Genomic DNA, 24,619 nt, shown 5'->3' with positions numbered 1-24,619 from the left:
AGTCTGCTCCGTGAGCAGAACGCGAGGCCGCAGCGACTCGATCCGCGAGGACGAGGAGCTGCGGCTTCCGCGTGCCCCGGGACTGTTCCGACGGTTCTGGGTTCGGCATCCCCTGCTCGCCGATGTCCTGCTCGCGGTGCTCTGCCTCTTCCTGTCTCTCACTCCGGCCGCGCCGATGGGCGATCCATCGTTTCCTGAACCCACCTACATCGCGATCAACATCGCCAGCCTGGTCATGGTCGTGATCGGATGCAGCACCCTTCTGTGGCGGCGGAGCGCACCACTCGGCCCCTTCGCAGCCGCGGTCATCCTGGGCACCGTCGGCCTGTTCACCGGGCTGTCCGGCGGCATCGTCCTCCTGCTCGTCGCCTGCTACGGCCTCGCGGTCTACCGTTCATCGCGCACAGCCTGGATCTGCTACGGAATCGGCGCCGCGTGGTTCCTGTGCCTCACCGGGCTGCTCATGCTGACCGGCGCGGCCATGCGGCAGGTCGGGCTCGACACCGCGCTGAACTACGTCGCTCTCGGCCTGATCGGCACGCTCGTCGGGGTCAACGTCGGCGGGCGCAAACGCTACCTCTCGGCCGTCATCGATCGCTCGCGTCAGCTCCTGACCGAGCGCGATCAACAGGCGCAGCTCGCCGCCGCGTCGGAGCGCGCTCGCATCGCTCGGGAGATGCACGACATCGTCTCGCACTCCCTGACCGTGATCGTCGCCCTGTCGGAGGGAGCTGCGGCCACGCCGGACCGCGAACAGGCCCGCAAAGCCGCGACCTCGGCCGCCGACACCGCGCGTTCCGCCCTCACGGAGATGCGGTCGATGCTCGGCGTGCTCCGAGATGACGAATCCCCGCTGCCGTTGGCTCCGATGCAGCCGGCCCCGCCGCGCGACACCGTCGAGGCGGCCCAGCGTGCGGGTTATCCGGCGACGCTCACCGTCACCGGGCACGCCGAAGTCTCGCCGGCGGTCGCGCACGCGATCGGCCGGATCGTCCAAGAGGGAGTGACCAATGCCATGCGTCATGCTCCGACCGCGGAGGCCATCATGGTGCGCCTGGACTACACGCCGGACACGGTGACGATCGAGATCGTGAACGACGGAGTCTCCGGCGAGGCCGGAGCCGATGGTTTCGGAGTTCGCGGCCTATCCGAGCGGGCCGCTCATGTGCACGGCAGCGTGCGGTCCGCACCCGCGGACGGGGGACGATGGGTTCTGCAGGCGGTGCTGCCCACGACGGGGACCGCCCCGGCGGCGCAGACCGAAGCGACGGAGGACGACGGATGAGTCAGACGATCAGAGTGCTCCTGGTGGACGATCAGGAGCTCATCCGCGTGGGCTTCCGGATGGTCCTCGAGGCGGAGGACGACATCGTCGTCGTCGGCGAAGCCGGCGACGGGAGAGACGCCGTCTCCTTGAGCGCGGCTCTCGAGCCCGACCTGGTGCTCATGGACATCCGGATGCCCGAGCTGGACGGCATCGCCGCCACCGAAGCGATCGTGCGGGAGCATCCGCAGACCAGGGTGCTCGTGCTGACCACCTTCGATCTCGACGAGTATGCTTTCGGCGCGATCCGCGCGGGCGCGAGCGGGTTCCTCCTGAAGGACGCGCAGCGCCACGAGATGATCTCTGCGGTGCGCGCCGTCCACCGTGGGGATGCGGCGCTCTCCCCCCGGATCACGAGGATGCTGCTGGAGCACGTGAGCCCGCAGCTCGGTGCTCCTCCGGCGCCGGCGGCCTCCGAGAGCGCCGCTCTCGAGTCACTCACCGAGCGGGAGCGCGATGTGTTCCTCGCGATCGGTCGCGGTCTCACGAACGCAGAGATCGCCCGGACGCTCTACGTGGGCGAGTCCACGGTAAAGACCCACGTCGGCCGGGTGCTGGCGAAGCTCGGCGCCCGCGACCGCATCCACGCGGTCATCCTGGCGCACAGACTCGGACTCGGCGGGTACTAGCCCGGGGCTCGGTTCTGTCGTCAGCCCGTTCAGGGGCGGGCAGGAGTCCAGTCGGAAACACGATCGAGCAGCCGAACCTCGTCGGCGGAGAGTTCGAGGCGCGCGCCGGCGAGGAGGTCGGGCACCTGCTCCGGCGTCCGTGCGCTCGCGATCGGCGCGACCACTGTCGGCTGCGCGCGCAACCACGCCAACGACGTCGCGGCGATCGATGCGCCGTGGGCCGTTCCGATCTCCTCGAGCGCATCGATGATCCGCAGCCCGGCTTCGGTCGCGTACTTCGCGGCGCCCTGCGCCCGCGGGGAACTCTGACCGGCGGCATCCGTCGACCGGTACTTGCCCGTCAGGAAGCCGCTCGCCAGGGAGTAGTAAGGCACGAGACCGAGCCCGAACTCCTCGGCTACCGGGATGATCGTCTCTTCGACCTCGTTTCGGTGCACGAGGTTGTAATGCGGCTGAACCGCCACCGGAAGTGCCGCGCCCGTACGTCGCGCGATATCGATCCATTCCCGGATGCGGTCGGCGGAGTAGTTCGAGACCGCGATGTGACGCACCAGACCGTCTTCGACGAGCCGCCCGAATGCGGCGACCGTCTCCTCGAGCGGGACGGTCTCGTCGTCGAAATGCGCGTAGTAGAGGTCGATCTCGTCGACGCCCAGACGCTTCAGAGATGCCTCCGCGGCCTTCCGCACGTTCGATGCCGCGAGACCGCTGAACTGCGGGTGCTGACTGACCTTGGTCGCCACGACGACGCCGGCCGGCTTGCGGGACGCCAGCCACTCGCCGATGATCGTCTCACTCTCGCCGCCCTCGTTGCCGGGCACCCAGGAGCTGTACGAGTCAGCGGTGTCGATGAAGTCGCCCCCGCCGTCCACGAATGCATCGAGTACCGCGAAGGAGGCTTCGCGGTCGGCTGTCCAGCCGAACACATTGCCGCCGAGCGAGAGTGGAAGGACGTCGAGATCACTGGTGCCGATACGTGTCATGTTCGAGACAACCGCGCGGGGCACCCCGCTCATTCCCTCGTGACGCCACGTTGCGCTTCTCGGCGGCGCGGCGGCCTTCCTAGCTCGGGGTCTCACCCTCGTCGTAGATCTGCGAGGGGCGACCGACGAGCCGTGCATCCGGAGCATGCGCGATCAACGGATCCTTGCCCGCGTAGTCGAACCGCGCCAGGACGCACCGCATCGCCTCGAGGCGCGCGCGCTTCTTGTCGTTCGACTTGATGACGATCCACGGGTTGGCCGGCGTGTCCGTGTGGAAGAACATCGCCTCCTTCGCCGTCGTGTAGTCATCCCACCGATCGACGCTGGCGAGATCCGTCGGACTGAGCTTCCATTGCTTGACGGGGTCTTCGCTGCGGCGCGTGAACCGTCGCCGCTGCTCCGCTTCGCCGACCGAGAACCACAGCTTGATGAGGCGGATGCCTGAGCCGACGAGCATCCGTTCGAACTCCGGAGCCGTCTGCATGAACTCGTCGTACTCCGCGGACGAGCAGTAGCCCATGACTCGCTCGACGCCCGCGCGGTTGTACCAGGAACGGTCCATCAGCACGATCTCACCGCCGGACGGGAGGTGCGCGACGTACCGCTGGAAGTACCACTGCGTCCGCTCGGCGTCCGTCGGCTTGTCCAGTGCGACGACCCGTGCTCCGCGAGGGTTCAGGTGCTCCATGAAGCGCTTGATCGCACCGCCCTTGCCCGCGGCATCGCGCCCCTCGAACAGGATGAGCACCCGCTCGGACGACCGCTTGATATGGGCCTGGAGCTTGAGGAGCTCGATCTGCAGCAGCCGCTTCTCGCGTTCGTAAGCCACCCGCGAGAGCTTCTTCGTGTACGGGTAGTCATGCTGCCATTCCGGTGTCGCCACCGCCGTGTCGGGTGTGCTGCTCATGATCTGCCCCTCCCCAAAAGTGCATGGGATTGCCCCGCGGCCCAGCAAGCGAGCGCAGGTGGCCAGGGCGGGGAGCCGACCACCTGCGCAGTCATCGACCCGGCGTGTTCGCATTCGACTCACCGAGAAGAGTGTGTAACCGGTAACATATCACTAATCGGCGGAACACGCCAATGAGCAGAACCGGGCAGCGCCTCGCCGAGTGGGCCGATGGGCACCCGTCTCCCGCGAAGCCGAAGGGAAGTAAGCCCTCGCTTTGGTTCTGCTCTTTCTGGCCACCGGTGGAGGCAAGCTCGTACAGGCGAAGTCCGCTCTCGCTATCCTCGACAGGTTCAACCTCAGCAACACGACCTGGAAGACCAGCGGGGCTCAGGCGTCAGGGCAATCTCGGCTACTTCCGTCGTGATCGCGGACATAGCCCCGGGCAAGCGACCGAGTTTTCCGCTGGGTGTCCACTGGATTAGCGAGGTGAACTTCGCTTCCGTGTCCGCGAACCCTCACTCTCGCAAGGGATATGAGAGCCGACTACGGGACTCGAACCCGTAACCCCCGTATTACAAGTACGGTGCGCTACCAATTGCGCCAAGTCGGCGGATGCCACCAGCTTAGCGATGGCATCGACCCCGCTTCGAACTACGGGGTGGGCGTGGCGGTCCCCGTCGGCGTCGGGGTGGGGGTCGGGGTCTCGCGAGACGCGTCGCTCGCCACGCTGAGCACGAACTGCGAGAACTCGGCGGGGTCGTCGAGAGCACCCACGTAGGCCTCGCCGTTCGCGACGATCATGGGCGCAGCGGTCAGCACGAGATCGTTGGAACCGGCGAGCGGGCCGTCGAGAGCGCGGGTCGTCGCTTCCTTCGCCCAGCTGACGAAGTCGCCGTTCTCGATGCACGACCGCACGGCCTTGCCGTTGTCGACGCCGACGGCGCCGGCGAGGTTCGCCAGCTCCTCGTCGGAGAGCCCGTCGCTGCCGACCTGGGGCTGGTCGTCGAGCAGGTCGTGGTTGAACGCGTAGAACTGCGCGGGCGAGTGGGTCGCCACGCAGGCGGCGGCCGCAGCGGAGCGCAGCGAGTACTTGGTGCCGTTGGAGCTGGCGGTGAGAAGCGCGACCGGGTGATAGCTGACGGTGACCGCACCCTCGTTGATCCAGCCTGCGAACTGCCGGGCGTTGGCACGCTCGAACTTCCCGGCATCCGGCGAGAGGTAATCGACGTAGACGTGGATGTCCACCTTCTCGGACGAGGTGGCCTTCGGCGTGGGTGTCGCGGTCTCTCCGGCCTCAGTCGGATCGGGTGTCGGATTCGCCGGCATCTGATCGGATGTCGCGACCGCGCCGATGTCGGTGACGACGACGCCGTCCGATTCCATCCCGCTCGGGGTGAGCCGCGGCTTGGACACCTGAGCCGACACCGCGAGAGTCACCGCGGTGCCGATCGCTCCGACGGCGACGATCGCGACCGCGCCGATGATGATCCGTCGCATGAGACGCGCCCTCGACTGCTGGGCGTGCACTTGCTGAGCCTTCTCCCGCACGGCCTCGCGAGAATTGCGAGGCGTGGGGACGTTCGGCGTTTCGTCGCTCGACATCGTTCCTCTTGTGAGTCTCTGGGGGTCCGGGTTGGCCCCGACCGCCGCTCGGCGACGATCGCCGCAGCGCGCGGCCGAGTTCGATGCTAGCCAGTGAGGCTGAGAAATACCCAGGTACAGCCGTTCATGTCATACTGATCCCGACCCAATGATGGGTCACGGTGGTTCATTCCACCGCTTCATCACTACGGATCGTCCGGCACGTACCTGCCGGTGAAGGAGAAACAACAATGGCCTCTGTGACTTTCGACGACGCCACCCGTCTCTACCCCGGCGGAACCCGTCCGGCCGTCGACAAGCTGAACCTCGAGGTCGGAGACGGCGAGTTCCTCGTCCTCGTCGGCCCCTCCGGTTGCGGTAAGTCCACCTCCCTCCGCATGCTGGCCGGCCTCGAAGAGGTCAACGCCGGCCGCATCCTCATCGGCGACCGCGACGTCACCGACGTCCCGCCGAAGGATCGCGACATCGCGATGGTCTTCCAGAACTACGCTCTCTACCCGCACATGACGGTCGCCGAGAACATGGGCTTCGCGCTCAAGATCGCCGGCGTCAACAAGGAAGAGCGTGCCGCTCGCGTTCTCGAGGCAGCCAAGCTCCTCGACCTCGAGCCCTACCTGACCCGCAAGCCGAAGGCGCTCTCGGGTGGCCAGCGTCAGCGTGTCGCGATGGGCCGCGCGATCGTCCGCCAGCCGCAGGTGTTCCTCATGGACGAGCCGCTGTCGAACCTCGACGCCAAGCTCCGCGTTCAGACGCGTACGCAGATCGCTTCGCTGCAGCGTCGTCTCGGCGTCACCACCGTCTACGTCACGCACGACCAGACCGAAGCTCTGACCATGGGCGACCGCATCGCCGTCCTCAAGGACGGTCTGCTCCAGCAGGTCGGCTCCCCGCGCGACCTGTACGAGAAGCCGAACAACGTCTTCGTGGCCGGCTTCATCGGCTCGCCCGCGATGAACCTGTTCGCCGCTGACCTCACCGACGGTGGCGTGCAGTTCGGCACCGAGGTCGTCCCGCTCGACCGCGACACGGTCGGTCGCGCGAACGGCAGCCAGGTCACGGTCGGTGTGCGTCCCGAGGACATCACGGTCGGACCGGCCGACGGCAAGGGCCTCGCGGTCGTCGTCGACCTGGTCGAGGAGCTCGGCGCAGACGGCTACCTCTACGGTCACACCGAGGTCGACGGCAAGCGCAGCGACATCGTCGCCCGCGTCGACGGCCGCAACCACCCGAACGCCGGCGAGACGGTCACGCTCGCTGCGAACCCGGGGCACGTGCACGCCTTCGACATCGAGTCCGGCGAGCGCCTGAACGACAAGCCGGTCGTCTCCGCCTGATCGGATCCACAGACGCGGCGCAGGCTGACTTCGGTCGCCTGCGCCGCGTCTGGTTTTTCCTTCCTCATCTCACCCCGGGAGCGCCATGCAGGATTCGCTGCGGATCACCGCGAGCAAGATCGACCCCGGCCTCCTCTCCCTCCCCTGGTCCACCACACTCGCGAAGTGGCCTTCCGAGCACATCGTCTCGCTGCCCAAAGGCCTCTCCCGCCACCTGGTGCGCTTCGCCGATCTCTCCGGCCGAGTGATCGCCGTCAAGGAGACCACGGCGGAGATGGCGCAACGCGAGTACGACATGCTCGGCAACCTCGCCCGCCTCGATGTGCCCTGCGTCGACCGGGTGGCCGTCATCGCCGGACGGACGGATGCCGACGGCAGCCCCCTTCCGGCGGCCCTGGTCACCTCGCATCTCCGCTTCTCGATGCCCTACCGCGCCCTGTTCACCCGCGTCCTGCGTCCGGACACCGCAAACCGTCTCGTCGACGCACTCGCGCTGCTGCTGGTGCGTCTACACAACGTGGGCTTCTACTGGGGCGACGTGTCGCTGTCGAACACCCTGTTCCGGCGCGATGCCGGTGCCTTCGCCGCCTATCTGGTCGATGCCGAGACCGGAGAGCTCCACGAGGAGGGCCTGACCGACGGGCAGCGCGCCTACGACCTGGACCTCGCCCGCACGAACATCGCCGGCGAGATCATGGACCTCGCGGCAGGCGGACGCCTCGAGCACGGCGTGGATGCCGTCGCGATCGCCGACGGCATCGTGTCGTCGTACCGGTCGCTGTGGGCGGAGCTCACCGCGCAGGAATCCTTCTCCGCTGCCGAGACGTGGCGGATCACGGAGCGTGTCGAGCGTCTGAACGCGCTGGGTTTCGACATCGACGAGATGTCCATGTCGACGACGGCCGACGGCACCGTCGTCGAGATCCAACCGAAAGTCGTGGACGCCGGGCACCATCAGCGGCGCCTCATCCGTCTCACCGGACTGGATGTCGAAGAGAACCAGGCCCGTCGTCTGCTCAACGACCTCGACGAGTTCCGTGCCCGGTCGACCAAGCAGTGGGCGGACGAGGAGATGTACGCGCACGAGTGGCTCACCCGCGTGTTCGAGCCCGTCGTTCGCGCCATCCCGTATGAGCTGCGCGCCAAGCTCGAGCCGGCCGAGGTCTTCCACCAGGTGCTGGAGCACCGCTGGTACCTCTCGCAGGCGGAAGGACGCTCGATCCCGCTCGCCGAGGTGCTGACCAGCTACATCAACGAGGTCCTGCGCCACCGGCGCGACGAGGCCACCATCATGGGCCCGCCCACCGAGACGATGAGTCTGCCGGTGATCACAGGCGTGACGCCGGTCACCGATGAGGACGAGGACGTCGACTGGCGAGACCTGGTCTGACCCGGCTCGGCGAGAAGCAGCGCAGCCGGCGGCGTTCGAGGACCGTCAGTAGCCGACGGTGAACCGCTCGCGGTGGTGGTTGCCCTGCTCGATCTCGTCGACGACGGCGACCGCGAAGTCGGCACCCGAGATGTACGACTTGCCGTCGGCATCGCGCACGATCACGTCGCCGCCGTCGCGGTAGTGCCCGGTGCGCTCGCCCTCGGCCCAGGGGCCGAAGACCTCGGCCGGGTGGATGAAGAACCAATCGAGTCCCGCATCCGTCTCCTCCAGGAGGGCGAGGGAGTCGATGCCGACCTGAGCCTCGTGCTTGTACTCCTCGGGGAACCCCTGGTCGAACAGCCGCGGGCCGCCGGGGGCGATCAGGCTCCCGCCGGCACCCCCGACCACGCCGAGGCGGGTGTCCGTGCCGGCGATCTGCTCGACGATGTTCGACAGCGCCTCGAGCGCGCGGTCTTCCATGTCACCGCGCGGGGAGAGAGCCGAGACCACGGCATCCGCACCGACGAAGGCATCCGCGAGAGGCGCCAGATCGAGAGCGGAGCCCTGCACGTACGCGGCGCCCGCCACGGGTTCGGTCGGCTCGGAACGCGAGATCGCGATCACCGCATGGCCTCGGCTCACCGCCTCCATGACGATGTGGAGACCGGCGTACCCGGTCCCTCCGAGCACGATGATGCGAGCCATGGTCTGCCTTCCCTCGGACGGTCTAGTTCTTCTTCGCGGCGCGGAGCGACGCGACCTGGTAGAGCGCGACCGACGTCGCGATGCCGGCGTTCAGCGATTCGGTGGCCGCAGAGATCGGGATCGAGACGATCTGATCGCAGGTCTCGGAGACGAGTCGGGACAGGCCCTTGCCCTCCGAGCCGACCACGATCACGACAGGTCGATCAGCCAGCTGCAGCTCCGGGAGCGACACATCGCCGTCGCCGTCGAGGCCGAGCACGAACACGCCCTGCTTCTTGAACTCCTTGAGCTGCGTCGTGAGGTTGGTCGCCAGGGCCACAGGGGTCCGGGCGACGGCTCCGGCACTCGTCTTCCAGGCCGCGGAGTTGACACCCGCCGAGCGACGCTGCGGAAGGATGATGCCGTGGCCGCCGAACGCTGCGGTGGAGCGGATGATCGCGCCCAGGTTGCGCGGGTCGGTGATGCCGTCGAGCGCGACGAACAGCGGTACATCGCCCCGGTCGATGACCTGCTCGAGCAGATCCTGCGGGTGCGCGTACTCGTAAGGGGGCACCTTGATCGCGACGCCCTGGTGCACACCGTCGAAGCCGGCCATGCGGTCGAGCTCCGGACGCGTGACCTCCATCACCGGGATCCCGCGATTCGTGGCGATCGCCAGCATCTCCTTCACACGATCGTCCATCTCGACGCGCTGGGCGATGTAGAACGCGGTCGCCGGGATCTTCGCCCGCAGGGCCTCGAGGACGGAGTTGCGACCCGTCACGTTCTCGGTGTCGTCTCCTGCCTTGGCCTTCGGGGCACGGTTCGAACCGCCACCGGATCCCGGACGGCTCCCGCCGGGGCGGCCCTTGCCGCCCGTCGCGGCGGCATAGCGCTCGGCCGCGGCCTTGCGCTTGCCCGCCGGGTGCCAGGCGCGATCCTCCGCTTTCGGCGTCGGTCCCCGCCCCTCGAGCGCCTTGCGCCCGAGTCCGCCGGTGCCCTTGGTCGGGCCCTTCTTGTTTCCCTTGCTCGCGCCGGGGCGCCCTGGCTTAGCCATCGATACTCCAATGAGTTCCGGCCGGAGTGTCCTCCAGCGTGATTCCTGCAGCGGCGATCGCATCACGGATGCGATCCGCCGCTGCCCAGTCCTTGTCAGCGCGTGCCTGGGCGCGCTGGGTGATCATCGTCTGGACGAGAGAGTCCAGAGTCCGGTGCTCAGCGAGATCTCCCCCGCTGGACATGAGTTCTTCGAAGCCGAGGAGACGGACCATCGCATCCACCTGGACGAACGCGTCCCAGGCCTCCGCATCCACTCCGGCGTCGATTGCCGTATTGCCGCGTCGCACCGTCTCGTGCAGCACGGCAAGGGCCTGGGGAACGCCGAGATCGTCATCCATCGCGACGGCGAACGCCTCGGGGATCTCGCCGATCCTCGCTTCGTCCGGCGCCCCGGCGAGGCTGCGGCGGGCCCGGGCGATGAATGTGCCGATGCGCCCCAGCGCAGCATCCGCTTCCGCCCACGACGACTCGGTGAGGTCGAGGCTCGAGCGGTAGTGCGCTGATGCGAGCGCGTAGCGGACGACCAGCGGGTCGTGCGCAGCCAGCACGTCGACCGCGAGGGTGAAGTTGCCGAGCGACTTCGACATCTTCTGACCGCCGACGGTCACGAGCCCGTTGTGGACCCAGTAGCGGGCGAAGCCGTCGCCGGCCGCCGTCGACTGCGCGAGCTCGTTCTCGTGGTGCGGGAACCGCAGGTCCAGCCCGCCGCCGTGGATGTCGAACTCGGCGCCGAGGTAGCGCTTCGACATCGCGGAGCACTCGATGTGCCATCCGGGTCGCCCGGGTCCCCAGGGCGACGGCCAGGTCGCATCCGCCGGCTCCTCGGGCTTGGCGCCCTTCCAGAGGGCGAAGTCCTGCGGGTTGCGCTTGCCGCGCGGGTCGGCATCCTCCGCCGCCTCCATGGCGTCGAGCGACTGATGCGTGAGCGATCCGTAGTCCGGCCACGATCGCACGTCGAAGTAGACGTCGCCGGAACCATCCGGCGCAGAGTACGCGTGCCCCCGCTGGATCAGCAGAGTGATGAGCTCCTGCATCTGCGGGACGGATGCCGTGGCGCGAGGCTCGTACGTCGGCGGAAGGATGCCGACCCCGGCATATGCCGCGGTGAACTCCTGCTCCATCCGGTAGGCGAGCGCCCACCACGGCTCGGTGTCCGACGCGTTGGCGAGCACCTTGTCGTCGATGTCGGTGACGTTGCGCACGAAGGTGACGCGGCCGTGGCTGTGCTCGAGCCAGCGGCGCAGCAGGTCGAAGCTCAGAGCCGCCCGGACATGGCCGATGTGGGGTCCGGACTGCACCGTGGGTCCGCACACGTACATCGTGATGTTCTCGGGATCGAGAGGCACGAAGTCGCGCAGCAGTTGTGCGCGGGTGTCGTAGAGGCGGAGTGTCACCGCTCAAGCCTACTCGGCGACTGCTGAGCGCCAGCCCTCGGCCGATGATTCCGCCGCCTCATGACGCTTCGTGGGCGGATCGGGCGGATTCCGCCGACCGTCAGCGGTTCTGCGGGTCCTGCGTGACGACCGAGGCGACGGCGGTCACCGAGATGCCTTCGCCCCGCCCTGGGAACCCGAGCCTGTCGGTCGTCGTCGCCGTCACCGACACCGGCGCACCCAGCACCGCCGACAGCGTGCGCTCGGCCTCGATCCGCCGGGAACTGAAACGCGGCCTGTTCGCCTGCATCTGCACGGAGACGTTCCCGATCCGGAATCCGGCTGCTGTCAGCAGCTCGCGCGTGCGTGCGAGGAAGACCTCGGCGTGCGCCCCGGCGTATTCGGGATGCGAGGTGCCGAAGTGCTCGCCGATGTCGCCGAGTCCCGCCGCACCCAGAAGCGCATCGACGATCGCGTGAGCGACGGCGTCGCCGTCCGAATGCCCGGACAGCGGCTGCTCCCCCGGCCACTCGAGACCGGCGAGCCAGAGATTCCCCTCGCCGCCGAAGGCGTGGACATCGGTTCCGATGCCCACGCGCAGGATGCCGGGAGCGGCAGAGGGAGCCAGCAGATGCCGAGCGCGCTCGAGATCGGCCGGAGTCGTGATCTTGAAAGCACGCTCCGAGCCGTCGATGTGCCGCACCGGGTGGCCGGCGGCGGCGAACAGCGCCGCGTCGTCGGTGTACTCCGTCCCGCCCGCGAGCGCGGCGGCGTAGGCCGCCTCGAGGAGACCCCGCGGAAACCCCTGCGGTGTCTGCGCCGCGGCGAGCTCGGAGCGGTCGACCGCGGAGACCACAGCCCCGTCTGCGACCTTCTTGAGCGTGTCGACCACCGGAAGCACGGGGATGACGCCGACTTCTGCGGTGACCGCGGCCATGACGGCGTCGATCTGCGAGGGAGGGGTGAGCGCTCGGGCGGCATCGTGCACGAGGACCGTGTCGACGTCGCCCCACAGCGCCGCGAGCCCCGCCGACACCGATTGCTGGCGAGTGGCACCACCGGTCACGACACGGCCCAGATCGCCTCGATCCCCGGCGGCCGCGCGCATCTCGGTCTCGGCGTCGCCCTCGAGACCGGCGGGTGCGACGACGACCACCTGGGCGGGCGCAGCCGCGAAGACGCCCTCGAGCGCGTGACGGAGGATGGAGCGGGCGTCGATGCCGACGAACGCCTTCGGGGCGCCGGCGGCCAGGCGGGTGCCGGAGCCGGCGGCCACGACGATGATCGCGGTGCGCGGGACGGGGATGATGGTCACAGCATCACGTTACCGGCGAAGACGACGAAAGGCGGATGCCGAAGCATCCGCCTTCCGTCGTGAAAGAGCTCAGGAAGCGAGGACCTCGTCGAGCAGTGCGCCCGCCTTGTCCTCATCGGTCTTCTCTGCGAGCGCGAGCTCGGAGATCAGGATCTGACGAGCCTTCGCCAGCATCCGCTTCTCGCCCGCGGAGAGTCCGCGGTCCTGATCGCGGCGCCACAGGTCGCGGACGACCTCGCTCACCTTGATCACATCGCCGGAGGCGAGTTTCTCAAGGTTCGCCTTGTATCGACGCGACCAGTTCGTGGGCTCTTCTGTGAAGGGTGCTCGCAGCACCTCGAAGACGTGATCGAGGCCTTCCTTGCCGATGACGTCGCGAACGCCGACCAGGTCGACATTCTCCGCGGGGACCTCGATGATGAGATCGCCCTGCGTGACGTTGAGCTTCAGGTATTTCTTCGCCTCACCCTTGATGATGCGCTCCTTGACCTCGATGATGGTCGCAGCGCCATGGTGGGGATAGACGACGGTCTCGCCAACCTCAAAAAGCATAAAAACGTGTCCTTTCGGCAACCTCAAGGATACCACAGGGGATATGCGCTAAGGTTCGCGCTCCCCGGGCCCGGAGCCGTCACGACTTACCCATAGAATGGATGCGGATATCCCGCCGGACCTCAGGAGGACCCGTGAAATCGCGCCTTGTTGCGTCTGCAGCCCTCAGCGCCCTCGTTCTGCTCGGCGCGACCGGGTGCACATTCATCACGCCCCAGTCGACGAAGATCGAATACCCGGCATCCGACGGTGTGAACATCTCCGACGCCGACGGACCGATCGACGTGCGCAACGCCCTGGTGATCGCCACCGAAGACGGCTCGATCGGCAACCTGATCGCCGCGATCGTGAACCCCACCGATGAGAGCGCGACGCTCACGATCTCCCTCGAGGGAATCGAGCCGTTCACCATCACCGTTCCCGCGGGCGACACCGTGAGCCTCGGCGCCGACGAGGAGCCCCTGCGGATCGTCGGACTCGACACCAAGCCGGGCGCGACCGTCGAGATGCATTTCCAGTCGGGCGACTCCACGGGCGTCAAGAGCGAGATCCCCGTCCTCGACGGCTCCCTCTCCTACTACTCCGACCTGGTCCCCTCGGAATCGGTGCGCACCCCGCAGCCGACCCCGACCGACACGGCCGCCCCGGCGCCGGAGGACTGACCACTCGCGGAACCAGCGAGAGAAGAGGCCGGCACCCCGTGGGGTGTCGGCCTCTTCCGTGTTCCGGCGGCGCCTCAGCCTTCGAAGCGGTAGCCCAGACCACGCACGGTGACGAGCATCACGGGCTCGCTCGGGTTCTCCTCGATGCGGGAGCGGATGCGCTTGATGTGCACGTCGAGGGTCTTGGTGTCGCCGAAGTAGTCGCTCCCCCACACCCGGTCGATGAGCTGGCCCCGGGTGAGCACACGCCCGGAGTTGCGCATCAGTACCTCGAGCAGTTCGAACTCCTTCAGCGGCATGTTGATCTGAGCGCCGGCCACGGAGACCGTGTGCCGGTCGATGTCGAGGGAGACCCGCCCTCCGTCGAGCACGCGCTCGTCCAGTTCGTTCTCCGCCTGCACGACTCGGCGCAGTACGGCACGCATCCGTGCCAGCAGCTCCCGCGACGAGTACGGCTTCGTGATGTAGTCGTCGGCACCGAGTTCGAGACCCACGACGATGTCCACCTCGGAGTCCTTGGCGGTGAGCATGATGATCGGCACCGCCGACGTCGACCGGATCTGGCGACACACCTCGGTTCCCGGCATCCCCGGAAGCATCAGGTCGAGCAGCACGATGTCGGCGCCGCGCTCCCGGAACGCCGTGAGCGCACCGGGACCGTCCTCCGCGATCTCCACCTCGTAGCCCTCGCGGCGCAACAGGTAGGCGAGTGGATCGGCGAGGTCGGGTTCGTCTTCGACGAGAAGGATACGGGTCATGCTCTCTCTCCGTTTCGGACGCGGGCGGATGCCGCGGCCTTGGCCGCCTTGCGCGCGCGCTTCTTCTTGCTCTTCTTGTCCGCATCGATGTTGTCGGGGGCGTCGATACGCGGAAGTCGGATGGTGAATGTCGAGCCGCGACCGGGGCGGGACCACAGCCGCACTTCGCCGCCGTGCCGCTGGGTGGCGTGTTTGACGATGGACAGCCCGAGGCCGGTGCCCCCGGTCCGCCGCGAGCGCGCCTCATCGGCGCGGTAGAAGCGCTCGAAGATTCGCTCCCGATCGGGTTCGGCGATGCCGATGCCCTGATCGGAGACCGCGATCTCGACCACTCCCCCCTCCGCGCGCACGCCGACTCCGACGCGAGAGCCACGAGGCGAGTACACGATGGCGTTGGCGATGAGATTGCCGACCGCTTCGATCAGGATCTGCGCATCGCCGCGCACCCAGACTCCGCGGTCACCTCCGCGGGCGAGTTCGACTCCGGCCGAATCGGCCTGCACGACGTGGGCTTCGATGGAGGAGGCGATGACCTCGTCGATCGCGAGCGGGGCGACCTCGGTCAGCCCGTCCTCGGCCTGGAGCCGGGAGAGGCTCATGATGCGTCCGGTGAGCTGGCCGAGCCGGCCGGCTTCCGCCGAGATGCGCGCCGCGAAGATCCGGACCTGAGCGGGATCGTCGGCCGCGGATTCGATCGCTTCCGCGAGGAGACTCACGGCCCCCACCGGGGTCTTCAGCTCGTGGCTGGTGTTCGCCACGAAGTCACGGCGCATCTGGTCCAGGCGCTCCTGCTCGGTGACGTCACGGATGATCAGCAGCACCAGGCGTGCCCCGATCACGCTCGCCCGCGCCGACACCAGGCGCGGGTCGAGGCTGAGTCCGCCGCGGGTGATGCGCATCGATTCCGTGACCGAGCCCCCGGATGCTCGGACGCCGCGCACCAGATGGCGAAGCTCCGGGTTGTCGAGCGTCGCGCCGACCTCGATGCCGAAGCGACTGGCCGCCTGCGATGCGGCGAGCACCAGACCGGACGTGTCGACGATGGCCGCGGCGTCATCCATGCTGCGCAGCACATCGGTGATGCCGGTGGGGATCGCCAGCGACGTCTCCTCCTGCACCCTCGCCCTCGCACGGTACGCCCACACCACGAGAAGGGAGAGGCCGACGCCGATCACCACCCCGATGGCGAGGGAAGACAGCGCGAGCTGCGGCAAGGTCATGACCTAAGCGTAGAGTGCGTTCACCGCGACATCGGCGGGTTTCCGCGCCCTGACGGCAAGGCGAGAAGTACTATTCACGTGCTGGGCACCGTTCGTTAACCTTCGAGGCAGACAATCGCTTCGGGCCTGTGCGGGAGCGCAGACCTGCTCTCTCGTGCGGACGACCCGCCGTCTCGTGCTGACCCAGCCGAGATCCGAATGAAAGGTTGCGCCCCAACATGCGCGAAGTCTTCCACCAGTCCCTCGAGGACCTGCAGTCCCGCCTCGTCGAGATCGCGGACCTCGTCACCGTCTCGATCGACAAGGCGACCCGCGCCTTCGCGACCAGCGACGTCGCCCTGGCCGAGGAGGTCATCGCCGATGACGCCAAGATCGACGAGCTGGCAGTCGCGCTCGACGAGCAGGCCATCGAGATCCTCGCCCGCCAGCAGCCCGTCGCTCGCGACCTGCGCATCGTCGTCACGGCACTGCGCGTGAGCGCTTCGCTCGAGCGCATGGGCGACATGTCCGAGCACATCGCCCAGCTCGCCCGCCTCCGCTTCCCCGAGCGCGCCATCCCGAAGGGCCTCAAGGGCACGTTCGTGAAGATGGGCGAGCTCGACGTCGAGGTCGCTCGCACGCTCTCCGAGCTGCTGCGCACCCAGGACCTGCGCTTCGCCGACGCGATCCGCAATGCGGACGACGACGTCGACGAGCTGCACGCCACGGTCTTCGAGAAGGTGCTCAGCGACAACTGGAAGGGCGAGGCCACGGCGACCGTCGACGCCACGCTCGCCAGCCGCTACCACGAGCGCTTCGCCGACCACGCGGTGGCCGTCGCGAAGAAGGTCGTCTATCTCGCGACCGGCGACTGGGCCGTCGAGGAGGAGGACATCCCCCTCGCGGTCGAGCAGCAGGAACTCGAGCAGCAGGAGCTCGGACACGCCTGACCTCGCAGAGGTCCATGACGAAGCCCCCGGTGCGAATGCACCGGGGGCTTCGTCGCTCGCGCGGAGGAGTCTACTTCTTGCCCTGCGCAGCGACGGCGGCGGCACCGGCGGCGGCGGCTTCGGGGTCGAGGTAGCGGCCGGGACCGGTCGGGACGTTGTTCTCGTCCAGCTCGTAGATCAGAGGGATGCCGGTCGGGATGTTGAGCTCGGCGATGTCCTCGTCGCTGATGCCCTCGAGGTGCTTCACGAGACCACGGAGCGAGTTGCCGTGTGCGGTCACGAGCACCGTCTTGCCCGCCTCGAGGTCGGGCACGATCGCGTTCTCCCAGTAGGGCAGCAGGCGGTCGATAACGAGCTTGAGCGACTCGGTGCGCGGCACCTCGCCATCGATACCCGCGTAACGGACGTCGTTCACCTGGCTGAACTCGCTGTCGTCGTCCAGCACGGGCGGCGGCACGTCGAACGAACGGCGCCACAGCTGGAACTGCTCGGGGCCGAACTCCTCGAGCGTCTGCGCCTTGTCCTTGCCCTGGAGAGCACCGTAGTGGCGCTCGTTGAGCCGCCAGGAGCGGGTCACCGGGATCCAGAGCCGGTCGGCGGCGTCGAGCGCGATGTTCGCCGTCTGGATCGCACGGCTCAGCAGCGAGGTGTGCAGCACGTCGGGCAGGATGCCGGACTCGGCGAGCAGCTCGCCGCCGCGGCGTGCCTCCTTCTCGCCCTGCTCGTTGAGGCGGACGTCCACCCAACCGGTGAACAGGTTCAGTTCGTTCCATTCGCTCCGGCCGTGGCGGAGCAGGATGAGGGTGCGCGTCGCAGTCATGCCGCCAGTTTATCCATCCGGCGCCGATGCCCGAGTCGGATGCTGGGAGGATGGAGACATGGCGTCATCTCCCCTCGGCCGGCCGACTCGCGGCACCACGGGGACGAACCGACTGCGGCGAAACGATCGCTGGATCGCAGCCAGCCACGCCCTGCGTCGGGCATCCGATCCCCTGGTCGTCGATCTCGGCTACGGCGCCAGCGGCGTGACGGCGTTCGAGCTGGCGACGCGCCTCGTGCGGGTGCGTGACGACGTCGAGGTCCGCGGCCTCGAGATCGATCCCGCCCGTGTCGCCACCGCCGACGCACAGCTCGCCGAGGTGCGCGCCGGACGCACGCCTTTCGCTCCCGATCTGCCGGTCTCCTTCGCACGTGGCGGATTCGAGGTCCCCCTTCCCGACGGACGGAAGGCCGCGGTGATCCGCGCCATGAACGTACTCCGGCAATACGACGAGCAGGACGTTCCGGACGCGTGGAGCCGGATGACGTCGCGGCTGGCCTCTGGCGGCTTGCTGTTCGAGGGGACCTGCGACGAGATCGGCCGCGTCTCGAGCTGGATCGACGTCGATGCGCACGCCGTCCCGCTGAGGTTCACGATCTCGCTCCGGCTCGCCGACCTCGATCACCCGAGCATCGTCGCGGAGCGGCTGCCGAAGGCGTTGATCCACCGCAATGTCCCCGGTGAGAGGATCCACGCGCTCCTCGTCGATCTCGACCGCGAATGGGACAGGGCGGCGCCGCTTTCGACCTTCGGAGCCACGCAGCGCTTCCTGGCCGCGGTGACCGCGCTGCGAGAGCAGCGCTGGCCGATCCTCGGCGGTCGTTCGCGGTGGCGCCTGGGCGAGCTCACGCTGCCCTGGGAGGCCGTCGCTCCGCGATCGGACTGAGTTCAGACTTCGGCGCCGGAGTCGCGGGGATCCGGCGCGGAGGGACGCCGCGACAACCGAGTGAGGCGCGGGACGTCTGCCGTGGCTCCGGCATCGGCCGGCACGATCACCTGCTGGGATGCGGCGATGTCGATGCCGTCGGCACGCACGACGAGGTCGCCGATCGGAGCACGTCGGGACAGGATCGCGAGCGCGATCGGACCGTCTTCGTGATGGCGAGCCACCGAGGTGAGGTGCCCCACCTCGTCGTCGCCGACGAACACCGGCGCTCCAGGCTCCGGGAGGACCGCATCGCTGCCGTCGAGGTGGAGCGCGGCGAGGCGGCGAGGCGGGTGCCCGAGGTTGTGCACCTTGGCGACCGTCTCCTGCCCGCGGTAGCAGCCCTTGCTCAGGTGCACCGCGCTGCGGATCCAGTCCGACTCGTGCGGGAGGGAACGTTCATCGACCTCGGTCGTCCAGCGCGGGCGCCAGGCCGCGACACGCAGCGCTTCGGCGGCGAGGAGGCCGGCGAGTGCGTCGTGATCGAGCGACGCGGCGAGAGCATCCGCCGACTCGGTCGTCAGGAGCGCGACCCGCCAGGCGAAGTCGGCGGCGGGATGCTCGGCGACCTGGGCGTATTGGTGCCCTCCCGCGCTGATCCGCTGCCAGGGGTCCGCCCAGACCAGAGGCACGCCGTGCGGTGCGTACGCCGCTGCGGATGCCGTCGATGCGACCGCTCCCCCGTCGATGTAGCCGACCAGAGCGAGGTCGGAGCGGACGTCGACCGTGGCCTGCGTGCGGAACTTCATGCGCGTCAGCCATCCGGCGAGCGCCTCGGCGTCGCCGGAGTCGGCGATGAGCCAGGTGGATGCTCCGTCGTCGAGGACGCCGGCCGCGTGCTCGACGCGACCCTGCGGGTCGAGCACCAGGAGCTCCGTGCTCTCGCCGGGGGCGAGACGGCCGACCGCCTGCGAGGTGATCGAATCGAGCCAGCTCAATCGTTCCGGGCCGGCGACCTCGATCACGGTCCTGTCACCGAGAGGCGCGAGGGCCGCACCGTCGGCGAGACGTCGCTGCTCCCGGAAGGCGTCGCCGAAGTGACTGATCAGGTCGCCGTCGGAGACGACGCCGTCGATCTGGCCGAAACCGGTCATGTCAGACCTTGGCCAGCCGCGCCGAGGCGTGGGAACGCAGCGGCGTGCCGAGGGCGGCGATGTCCCACGCCCACAGCAGGTGGTGGTCCACGAGGCCGTACATGCGCGACGAGGCCGTGTGCACCTTCGCTCCGGCACTGCGCACGACGGCATCGGAGCCGATGTCGATGCGGGGGCCGTTGATCTCGCCGATGTACAGCTCGAGCGCGCCGTCGGCGTGTGCGAGCGAGACCTCGATCGGGAATCCGCCGCTCGGCGCGCGCAGCTCCTCGACGTCGTCGACGGTACGGGTCACCGGGGTGGCAGTCGGCGGAAGCAGGGCCGGACCGGGATCCGCTTCGGTCGCCGGGCGTGCGAGCCGCCAGAAACCGGTCTCGGCGAGCAGCGCGGTCGCCGGAGCACCGTCTTCGGTGAGGAACGTCGCGGTTCCCGAGTAGTTGAGGAACGGGCCGCCGTCGTGGCTGAAGCTGATCCGGTGCGCGAACTCGCCCTGCAGACGCTCATCGCCCACGGGGTAGTCGATGACTCCGGTCCCCTCCCACACGCCGATCAACCACGCGAAGGGCGCGAGGTCGGCGGGGAGGTCGGTGGGCAGCTCGAGCACGATCGCGTCAGCGCTGGCCGCGGAAGAGGTTGCGAAGCACCACTGCCGAGACGAACACGATAGCCAGGCTCGCGAGGCCCAGCAGGCCGATGAAGAAGATTTCGAGCGCCATGAGGTCCATGTGCTCCACCTTACCGCTCGTGACCGCGTCAGGACGGGATCAGCGCAGCGAGGCCGAACCCGATCGAGATGAGGCCCATCAGCAGCAGGGCGCCGGTGACACTGCTCGCCACCCGGAAGATGAAGCCCTGCGTCCGTCCGTACCAGAGCTGCACCGCGAACGACAGCAGCACGATGCCGCCGAAGCCGACGAGCAGCCACGGGACGCGCCATTCCTCGGGCACGAAGATGCCGATCGCGACGGTCGCGACGAAAGCCGCGGCCCACACGCCGATCACACCGACGAACGCGTTGCGCGGTGCGAGTGCTGGATCCGTCATGACACCATTGTTGCGCATCAGCTCCCGGTATCATGGCGGCACGACGTCGATCCGCGTCGGTGAGGAGTGCGCGTGGCCCAGGTGCTGGTACTGACCAACGCTTCGCTCTCGGAGCAGGTGCTGCCCGCCCTTGAGCTGCTGAGCCATCGTGCGCGCCAGATTCCGGCGGAACCGGCACAGCTGATCAACGCTCCCGACTACGACGTCGTCATCGTCGACGGTCGCCATGATCTCGTCGGCGCGAAGTCGCTGTGCCGTCTGCTGCGGGCGACCGGTCAGGACGCGCCGCTGCTCCTCGTCGTCACCGAGGGGGGTATGAGCGCACTGTCCGGCGAGTGGGGCATCGATGACGTCCTCCTCGTCACCGCCGGCCCCGCCGAGATCGACGCGCGGCTCCGCCTCGCGCTGGCCCGACGCGACGAGGTCGCCGAGCCCGCCCGGGTGCAGGCATCCGGCGTCACGATCGACGAGCAGTCGTACTCGGCGAAGCTGCGCGGCCGACCCCTGGACCTCACCTACAAGGAGTTCCAACTGCTGCACTTCCTCGCCACCCACCCCTCGCGCGTGTTCACGCGCGAGCAGCTGCTCAGCGAGGTCTGGGGCTACGACTACTTCGGTGGTACCCGCACGGTCGACGTGCACGTGCGACGGCTCCGGGCGAAGCTCGGCGACCAGGAGCAGATCATCGGCACGGTGCGCAACGTCGGCTACCGGTTCAACGTGAACGAGGACGAGAGCCTCGTCGGAGCCCACTGACCGCCGACTCCGTTCACACGCGCGTCACCTCGCGGTGCTTAGATGTACCCCATGATCGATCCCGCACTCGCCGACGCCGGCCTCGGTGACGCCGAAGACGACGACTTCGACGCCATCGAGTCGCCCGACTCCCTGCTCCCCGACCACCGCTACCTGGACCGCGAGCTGAGCTGGCTCGCGTTCAACCAGCGCGTGCTGGAGCTCGCCGAGGATCCGTCGTTGCCCGAACTCGAACGCGCCAACTTCCTCGCGATCTTCGCGAGCAACCTCGACGAGTTCTTCATGGTGCGCGTCGCCGGTCTCAAACGCCGGATCATGACGGGGCTCGCCGTGCCGACCAACATCGGCCGCTCGCCCGTCGACGCGCTCGCCGACATCTCCCGCGAGGCCCACGCGCTGCAGCTGCGTCACGCGGAGGCCTGGACCTCGCTCGTGCGTCCGGCCCTCGCCGAATCCGGCATCGAGATCACCGACTGGTCCGAGCTCACCGACGACGAGCGCTCGTCCCTCTCCGAGTACTTCCAGCTGCAGGTCTTCCCGGTGCTGATGCCGCTCGCCGTCGACCCCGCGCATCCGTTCCCGTACATCTCCGGGTTGTCTCTGAACCTCGCGATCCGCATCCGGAACGCCCGCACGGGGCGTCAGGAGTTCGCGCGTCTCAAGGTGCCGCCCATGCTCCCCCGCTTCGTCGAGGTGCCGGGTGGCGGCGAGATCAAGCGATTCCTCCGCCTGGAGGAGCTCATCGCCAATCACCTCGGCGATCTGTTCCCCGGCATGGAGGTTCTCGACCACCACGCCTTCCGCCTCACCCGCAACGAAGACGTGGAGATCGAGGAGGATGAGAGCGAGAACCTCATCCAGGCGCTCGAGGCCGAACTCCTGCGCCGTCGATTCGGACCGCCGATCCGCCTCGAGATCACGGACGACATGGACGAGGTGACGATGGACCTGCTGGTCCGCGAGCTCGACATCACCGACCTGGAGGTCTATCGCCTCCCCGGCCCGCTCGACCTGCGCGGGCTCTTCGACCTCTCCCGCATCGATCGGCCGGACCTGCGCTACCCGCCGCACCTACCCACCACCGCGGTGGCCTTCCAGCCCGCGGGCTCGAGCGCACGCGCCGACATCTTCAAGGCGATCCGCAAGTCGGATGTGCTCGTGCACCACCCCTACGAGTCGTTCACGACCAGCGTGCAGGCGTTCCTCGAGCAAGCCGCCCGCGACCCGCACGTGCTCGCCATCAAGCAGACCCTGTACCGCACATCCGGTGACAGCCCGGTCGTGCAGGCGCTGATCGACGCGGCCGAGGCGGGCAAGCAGGTGCTGGCGCTCGTCGAGGTCAAGGCACGGTTCGACGAGGCGAACAACATCGTCTGGGCGCGCAAGCTCGAGAAGGCCGGTGTGCACGTGGTCTACGGACTCGTGGGGCTCAAGACCCACTGCAAGCTCGCCCTCGTGATCCGCGAGGAAGACGGCAAGCTCCAGCATTACTCGCACGTCGGCACCGGCAACTACAACCCGAAGACCAGCCGCATCTACGAGGACTTCGGCCTGTTCACCGCCGATGCGCAGGTGGGCAAGGACCTGACGCGCCTGTTCAACGAGCTCAGCGGCTATGCCATCGAGAAGAAATTCAAGCGTCTCCTCGTCGCCCCGCTGCACCTCCGCAAGGGCCTGATCCGCCAGATCGACGCCGAACGAAAGAACGCCGAGGCCGGCGTGCCGGCGCACATCCGCATCAAGGTGAACTCGATGGTCGACGAGGAGATCATCGACGCGCTCTACCGCGCGAGCGCCGCGGGCGTGAAGGTCGATGTCTGGGTACGCGGCATCTGCAGCCTGCGCACCGATCTCGACGGCATCAGCGACAACATCACGGTGCGCAGCATCCTCGGCCGCTACCTGGAGCACTCGCGCATCTTCGCGTTCGAGAACGGCGGCGACCCGCAGGTGTACATCGGCAGTGCCGACATGATGCATCGCAACCTCGACCGTCGTGTCGAAGCGCTGGTGCGCGTCACCGACCCCGCACACCTCAAGGAGCTCCAGGCGTTCTTCGACCTGGCGATGGACGCGGGCACCACCTCGTGGCACCTCGGCGCCGGAGGCGTCTGGGAGCGCCACGCCGTGGATGCGAACGGCAAGCCTCTGATCGACCTGCAGGATAAGACCATGGGGTTGATCCAGCGGCGGCGCCGCGCACGGGCGGTTCGATGACTGGGCGGCAGCTGCAGCTCCCCGCCGACACCCCGACGAGCTCGAAGTGGACGGACAAGGCCGTGTACGCGGCGGGGGCCGTCGTGTGGCGTCTGGTCGACGGCAAACTGCGGATCCTGCTGATCCATCGCACGAAGTACCGGGACATCACATTGCCCAAGGGCAAGGTCGACCCCGGGGAGATGCTCGCCGAGACGGCCGTGCGCGAGGTGCACGAGGAGACCGGCATCCGGGTCTCGCTCGGGGTCTCGGTCGGTGTCAGCCGCTACCACCTCGCGTCGAAGAAGCAGAAGGTCGTGCACTACTGGGCCGCTGAGGCCACCGACGCCGCGATCCGTGAGTCGACATTCGTCCCCAACCGGGAGATCGCCGCGCTCGAATGGGTCAGCCTGAAGAAGGCGCGCTCGCGCCTGAGCTACCCGGTCGACCTGGAGATCCTCGACTTCTTCGCGAATCTGGTCGATGACGGGGTCCTCCGCACCTTCCCGGTGATCGTGCTCCGGCACGCGAAGGCCCTGTCCCGGTCGGAATGGGATCGATCCGACGCCTCCCGCCCGCTCACGGATCGTGGCCGCAAGCAGGCGAAGTCGATCGTCGGACCGCTGCGCGCCTTCGGCGTCCGCCGGATCGTCACGAGCGACGCCGTGCGCTGCGTCGAGACGATCACGCCGCTCGCCCGCGCGCTCGACCGCAAACCGGTGACGACCGAGAAGATCAGTCAGGATGCCTGGGAGGACGGCGAGTCCGACCTCCGCTCCGTCGTCGGCCGCAGGATCCGCGCCGGCAAGCCGACCGTCCTCTGCAGCCACGGACCCGTGCTGCCCGGCCTGCTCTCGGAGATCGCCCTGGCCACGGGGACCATCCAGGGCTCGTACCTCAGCAGTGCGGCGGACCTGGAGCCGGCCGCGTTCTCGGTCGTGCACCTCTCGGCCACCAACCCCGGCTCCGGCATCATCGCGATCGAGACGCACATCCCGAAGGTCTGACGCTTCGACGAGCTCCGCGACCGCGGGGTCTCGATCCCGCGACCCCGGGACCGGAATCTCGAGACCCCGGGACCGGAATCTCGCGGGTGCGC

Annotated in this window: 24 protein-coding genes and 1 tRNA gene; 10 read left to right on the top strand and 15 right to left on the bottom strand. The window is 68.3% G+C overall.

The window, feature by feature from the left end; genetic code table 11:
- Window positions 1-10: 10 nt before the first annotated feature.
- Together CQ045_RS11195 and CQ045_RS11190 are read left to right on the top strand one after the other, a co-directional pair.
- Window positions 11-1,285: a sensor histidine kinase gene (locus tag CQ045_RS11195; RefSeq protein WP_105723660.1), complete on the top strand. Its 1,275-nt coding sequence runs from the start codon at window positions 11-13 to the stop codon at window positions 1,283-1,285.
- Window positions 1,282-1,953, top strand: a complete 672-nt coding sequence (locus CQ045_RS11190) for a response regulator transcription factor (protein WP_105723658.1) — start codon at window positions 1,282-1,284, stop codon at window positions 1,951-1,953. Before CQ045_RS11195 ends, CQ045_RS11190 begins: the two co-directional genes overlap by 4 nt.
- Window positions 1,954-1,982: 29 nt before the next feature.
- On the opposite strand, the gene CQ045_RS11185 is transcribed toward CQ045_RS11190, so the two are convergent.
- The 4 genes from CQ045_RS11185 to CQ045_RS11170 form a co-directional block, all read right to left on the bottom strand.
- The gene (locus tag CQ045_RS11185; RefSeq protein ID WP_105723776.1) at window positions 1,983-2,936 is read right to left on the bottom strand and encodes an aldo/keto reductase; all 954 of its coding nucleotides are present in this window, start codon (window positions 2,934-2,936) and stop codon (window positions 1,983-1,985) included.
- Window positions 2,937-3,015: 79 nt separating this feature from the next.
- Window positions 3,016-3,909, bottom strand: coding sequence for a polyphosphate kinase 2 (gene ppk2 / locus CQ045_RS11180; protein WP_374955023.1), 894 nt, complete (start codon window positions 3,907-3,909; stop codon window positions 3,016-3,018).
- 453 nt (window positions 3,910-4,362) lie between these two features.
- A tRNA-Thr gene (locus CQ045_RS11175) sits at window positions 4,363-4,435 on the bottom strand.
- A gap of 41 nt (window positions 4,436-4,476) precedes the next feature.
- Window positions 4,477-5,427, bottom strand: coding sequence for a thioredoxin domain-containing protein (locus tag CQ045_RS11170; RefSeq protein WP_105723655.1), 951 nt, complete (start codon window positions 5,425-5,427; stop codon window positions 4,477-4,479).
- Between the two features lie 230 nt (window positions 5,428-5,657).
- Here CQ045_RS11170 and CQ045_RS11165 point away from each other — a divergent pair, with 230 nt between their 5' ends.
- Together CQ045_RS11165 and CQ045_RS11160 are read left to right on the top strand one after the other, a co-directional pair.
- Window positions 5,658-6,761 (top strand): ABC transporter ATP-binding protein, encoded by a 1,104-nt coding sequence (locus CQ045_RS11165; protein WP_105723653.1) that lies wholly within the window; start codon window positions 5,658-5,660, stop codon window positions 6,759-6,761.
- 85 nt (window positions 6,762-6,846) lie between these two features.
- Window positions 6,847-8,151, top strand: a complete 1,305-nt coding sequence (locus tag CQ045_RS11160) for a DUF4032 domain-containing protein (RefSeq protein ID WP_105723651.1) — start codon at window positions 6,847-6,849, stop codon at window positions 8,149-8,151.
- A gap of 45 nt (window positions 8,152-8,196) precedes the next feature.
- Here the strand turns inward: CQ045_RS11160 and CQ045_RS11155 are convergent, their stop codons facing one another.
- The 5 genes from CQ045_RS11155 to CQ045_RS11135 all read right to left on the bottom strand — a co-directional run bounded on the left by CQ045_RS11155 (window position 8,197) and on the right by CQ045_RS11135 (window position 13,116).
- On the bottom strand, window positions 8,197-8,838 hold the full coding sequence (locus tag CQ045_RS11155) for an NAD(P)-dependent oxidoreductase (RefSeq protein ID WP_105723649.1): 642 nt from the start codon (window positions 8,836-8,838) through the stop codon (window positions 8,197-8,199).
- A gap of 22 nt (window positions 8,839-8,860) precedes the next feature.
- Window positions 8,861-9,874 (bottom strand): 23S rRNA (guanosine(2251)-2'-O)-methyltransferase RlmB, encoded by a 1,014-nt coding sequence (gene rlmB / locus CQ045_RS11150; RefSeq protein WP_105723647.1) that lies wholly within the window; start codon window positions 9,872-9,874, stop codon window positions 8,861-8,863.
- On the bottom strand, window positions 9,867-11,270 hold the full coding sequence (cysS, locus tag CQ045_RS11145) for a cysteine--tRNA ligase (protein ID WP_105723645.1): 1,404 nt from the start codon (window positions 11,268-11,270) through the stop codon (window positions 9,867-9,869). The genes rlmB and cysS overlap by 8 nt, the downstream gene beginning before the upstream one ends.
- Window positions 11,271-11,370: 100 nt before the next feature.
- Entirely contained in the window at window positions 11,371-12,564 is a 1,194-nt protein-coding gene (gene ispD, locus CQ045_RS11140; protein ID WP_105723642.1) for a 2-C-methyl-D-erythritol 4-phosphate cytidylyltransferase, read from the bottom strand.
- A gap of 69 nt (window positions 12,565-12,633) precedes the next feature.
- Window positions 12,634-13,116: a CarD family transcriptional regulator gene (locus tag CQ045_RS11135; protein ID WP_017201416.1), complete on the bottom strand. Its 483-nt coding sequence runs from the start codon at window positions 13,114-13,116 to the stop codon at window positions 12,634-12,636.
- Between the two features lie 134 nt (window positions 13,117-13,250).
- Here CQ045_RS11135 and CQ045_RS11130 point away from each other — a divergent pair, with 134 nt between their 5' ends.
- Entirely contained in the window at window positions 13,251-13,778 is a 528-nt protein-coding gene (locus CQ045_RS11130; RefSeq protein WP_105723640.1) for a DNA modification methylase, read from the top strand.
- 74 nt (window positions 13,779-13,852) lie between these two features.
- Here CQ045_RS11130 and CQ045_RS11125 read toward each other — a convergent pair whose 3' ends face one another.
- Both CQ045_RS11125 and CQ045_RS11120 read right to left on the bottom strand, forming a co-directional pair.
- Window positions 13,853-14,536, bottom strand: coding sequence for a response regulator transcription factor (locus tag CQ045_RS11125; protein ID WP_105723638.1), 684 nt, complete (start codon window positions 14,534-14,536; stop codon window positions 13,853-13,855).
- Entirely contained in the window at window positions 14,533-15,756 is a 1,224-nt protein-coding gene (locus CQ045_RS11120) for a cell wall metabolism sensor histidine kinase WalK (protein ID WP_105723636.1), read from the bottom strand. The genes CQ045_RS11125 and CQ045_RS11120 overlap by 4 nt, the downstream gene beginning before the upstream one ends.
- Before the next feature lie 218 nt (window positions 15,757-15,974).
- Here CQ045_RS11120 and phoU point away from each other — a divergent pair, with 218 nt between their 5' ends.
- Entirely contained in the window at window positions 15,975-16,685 is a 711-nt protein-coding gene (phoU, locus tag CQ045_RS11115) for a phosphate signaling complex protein PhoU (RefSeq protein WP_105723634.1), read from the top strand.
- A 70-nt stretch (window positions 16,686-16,755) separates the two neighbouring features.
- On the opposite strand, the gene CQ045_RS11110 is transcribed toward phoU, so the two are convergent.
- Window positions 16,756-17,505, bottom strand: a complete 750-nt coding sequence (locus CQ045_RS11110) for a phosphoglyceromutase (protein WP_105723632.1) — start codon at window positions 17,503-17,505, stop codon at window positions 16,756-16,758.
- 58 nt (window positions 17,506-17,563) lie between these two features.
- Between CQ045_RS11110 and CQ045_RS11105 the strand changes: the two genes are divergently transcribed.
- Complete coding sequence (locus CQ045_RS11105; protein WP_105723630.1) at window positions 17,564-18,391, top strand: class I SAM-dependent methyltransferase; 828 nt, start codon at window positions 17,564-17,566, stop codon at window positions 18,389-18,391.
- 2 nt (window positions 18,392-18,393) lie between these two features.
- Here CQ045_RS11105 and CQ045_RS11100 read toward each other — a convergent pair whose 3' ends face one another.
- From CQ045_RS11100 to CQ045_RS11090, 3 genes are all read right to left on the bottom strand, one after another.
- Window positions 18,394-19,524 (bottom strand): folate-binding protein YgfZ, encoded by a 1,131-nt coding sequence (locus tag CQ045_RS11100; protein WP_105723628.1) that lies wholly within the window; start codon window positions 19,522-19,524, stop codon window positions 18,394-18,396.
- Window position 19,525: 1 nt separating this feature from the next.
- The gene (locus tag CQ045_RS11095) at window positions 19,526-20,128 is read right to left on the bottom strand and encodes an FABP family protein (protein ID WP_105723626.1); all 603 of its coding nucleotides are present in this window, start codon (window positions 20,126-20,128) and stop codon (window positions 19,526-19,528) included.
- Window positions 20,129-20,277: 149 nt separating this feature from the next.
- Window positions 20,278-20,568, bottom strand: a complete 291-nt coding sequence (locus CQ045_RS11090) for a hypothetical protein (RefSeq protein WP_105723774.1) — start codon at window positions 20,566-20,568, stop codon at window positions 20,278-20,280.
- Window positions 20,569-20,640: 72 nt separating this feature from the next.
- Here CQ045_RS11090 and CQ045_RS11085 point away from each other — a divergent pair, with 72 nt between their 5' ends.
- Genes CQ045_RS11085 through CQ045_RS11075 form a run of 3 tightly spaced genes read left to right on the top strand, consistent with a single transcriptional unit; the run spans window position 20,641 to window position 24,527 of the window.
- Window positions 20,641-21,324 (top strand): response regulator transcription factor, encoded by a 684-nt coding sequence (locus CQ045_RS11085; RefSeq protein ID WP_105723624.1) that lies wholly within the window; start codon window positions 20,641-20,643, stop codon window positions 21,322-21,324.
- Between the two features lie 51 nt (window positions 21,325-21,375).
- On the top strand, window positions 21,376-23,541 hold the full coding sequence (locus tag CQ045_RS11080; protein ID WP_105723622.1) for an RNA degradosome polyphosphate kinase: 2,166 nt from the start codon (window positions 21,376-21,378) through the stop codon (window positions 23,539-23,541).
- Window positions 23,538-24,527, top strand: coding sequence for an NUDIX hydrolase (locus CQ045_RS11075; protein WP_105723620.1), 990 nt, complete (start codon window positions 23,538-23,540; stop codon window positions 24,525-24,527). Before CQ045_RS11080 ends, CQ045_RS11075 begins: the two co-directional genes overlap by 4 nt.
- Window positions 24,528-24,619 lie beyond the last annotated feature (92 nt).

It is taken from the genome of Microbacterium sp. MYb66 (assembly GCF_002979435.1).
Lineage (GTDB): Bacteria > Actinomycetota > Actinomycetes > Actinomycetales > Microbacteriaceae > Microbacterium.
Note: the sequence above shows the minus strand (reverse complement) of the source record. Positions and strands in the feature narration are given on the sequence as shown.

Bases quoted from the DNA above. Each gene is read 5' to 3' on its own strand.
- CQ045_RS11190 (WP_105723658.1), top strand. From the start codon at position 1,282: ATGAGTCAGACGATCAGAGTGCTCCTGGTGGACGATCAGGAGCTCATC.
- CQ045_RS11185 (WP_105723776.1), bottom strand. From the start codon at position 2,936: ATGACACGTATCGGCACCAGTGATCTCGACGTCCTTCCACTCTCGCTC.
- CQ045_RS11170 (WP_105723655.1), bottom strand. From the start codon at position 5,427: ATGTCGAGCGACGAAACGCCGAACGTCCCCACGCCTCGCAATTCTCGC.
- CQ045_RS11165 (WP_105723653.1), top strand. From the start codon at position 5,658: ATGGCCTCTGTGACTTTCGACGACGCCACCCGTCTCTACCCCGGCGGA.
- CQ045_RS11160 (WP_105723651.1), top strand. From the start codon at position 6,847: ATGCAGGATTCGCTGCGGATCACCGCGAGCAAGATCGACCCCGGCCTC.
- CQ045_RS11155 (WP_105723649.1), bottom strand. From the start codon at position 8,838: ATGGCTCGCATCATCGTGCTCGGAGGGACCGGGTACGCCGGTCTCCAC.
- rlmB (WP_105723647.1), bottom strand. From the start codon at position 9,874: ATGGCTAAGCCAGGGCGCCCCGGCGCGAGCAAGGGAAACAAGAAGGGC.
- CQ045_RS11135 (WP_017201416.1), bottom strand. From the start codon at position 13,116: ATGCTTTTTGAGGTTGGCGAGACCGTCGTCTATCCCCACCATGGCGCT.
- CQ045_RS11125 (WP_105723638.1), bottom strand. From the start codon at position 14,536: ATGACCCGTATCCTTCTCGTCGAAGACGAACCCGACCTCGCCGATCCA.
- CQ045_RS11120 (WP_105723636.1), bottom strand. From the start codon at position 15,756: ATGACCTTGCCGCAGCTCGCGCTGTCTTCCCTCGCCATCGGGGTGGTG.
- phoU (WP_105723634.1), top strand. From the start codon at position 15,975: ATGCGCGAAGTCTTCCACCAGTCCCTCGAGGACCTGCAGTCCCGCCTC.
- CQ045_RS11110 (WP_105723632.1), bottom strand. From the start codon at position 17,505: ATGACTGCGACGCGCACCCTCATCCTGCTCCGCCACGGCCGGAGCGAA.
- CQ045_RS11105 (WP_105723630.1), top strand. From the start codon at position 17,564: ATGGCGTCATCTCCCCTCGGCCGGCCGACTCGCGGCACCACGGGGACG.
- CQ045_RS11100 (WP_105723628.1), bottom strand. From the start codon at position 19,524: ATGACCGGTTTCGGCCAGATCGACGGCGTCGTCTCCGACGGCGACCTG.
- CQ045_RS11090 (WP_105723774.1), bottom strand. From the start codon at position 20,568: ATGACGGATCCAGCACTCGCACCGCGCAACGCGTTCGTCGGTGTGATC.
- CQ045_RS11080 (WP_105723622.1), top strand. From the start codon at position 21,376: ATGATCGATCCCGCACTCGCCGACGCCGGCCTCGGTGACGCCGAAGAC.
- CQ045_RS11075 (WP_105723620.1), top strand. From the start codon at position 23,538: ATGACTGGGCGGCAGCTGCAGCTCCCCGCCGACACCCCGACGAGCTCG.